This window comes from Pseudoxanthomonas helianthi, assembly GCF_017939625.1.
GTDB classification, from domain to species: Bacteria; Pseudomonadota; Gammaproteobacteria; order Xanthomonadales; family Xanthomonadaceae; genus Pseudoxanthomonas_A; species Pseudoxanthomonas_A helianthi.
This window is the reverse complement of sequence record NZ_JAGKTC010000002.1, coordinates 1-572: the sequence shown is the minus strand read 5'-3', so window position 1 is coordinate 572 and position 572 is coordinate 1. Positions and strand designations below refer to the sequence as shown.

The window sequence follows — 572 nt, the reverse complement described above, 5'->3', positions numbered from 1 at the left end:
GGCTCAGGATAGTGGAACTTGAAGGCTTGGCAACCCGTCGATAGCACATTGCCAAATAGCAGCCACTCTTGGGTGGCAGGTGAAATGCAGCCAAAAAACCATAGCTCCTTGACAGGAACTCGCGAGAAATCGAGTTGGGCGAAATCGATGTGCTCTTGGCGGTTTAGATGGAACGCAACTACGAGATCCTTCGAGTCCGTGTATTTAGCAAGTTTGTCTATCTCGGCTTGGAGCGACGCATCGGCCTTGACCTTATCTGGAACAAGCTCTTTGACCTGTAGAGGAACGTAATGGACCTCACCGATGCGCTCGTACCTGCCGATGAAGTCAGTATCGTTTTGCTCAAACATAGCAAAGCGAACTTCAGTTCCGAGAAATTGGCTCATGCCATAGCAGAGCAACGCGCATTGACGCCCCTCGCGGAATCTATTGAGCTCATTTGTGCGAAGCGATGCGACGTTGTAGGGCACATCAGCCGCAGCGACGCGATCGGATAGCTGCGCCAGAGAAATGAGCAGGCCTCTGGGATCGTAATAGGAAAGCTTTGACCACTGACGAACTCTCATCTGAGC

Annotated in this window: 1 protein-coding gene; it reads right to left on the bottom strand. The window is 51.7% G+C overall.

The annotated features are described in order from the left end of the window. A partial coding sequence (locus tag J5837_RS07695; protein WP_210536198.1) for a hypothetical protein occupies positions 1-572 on the bottom strand: 572 nt, incomplete at both ends.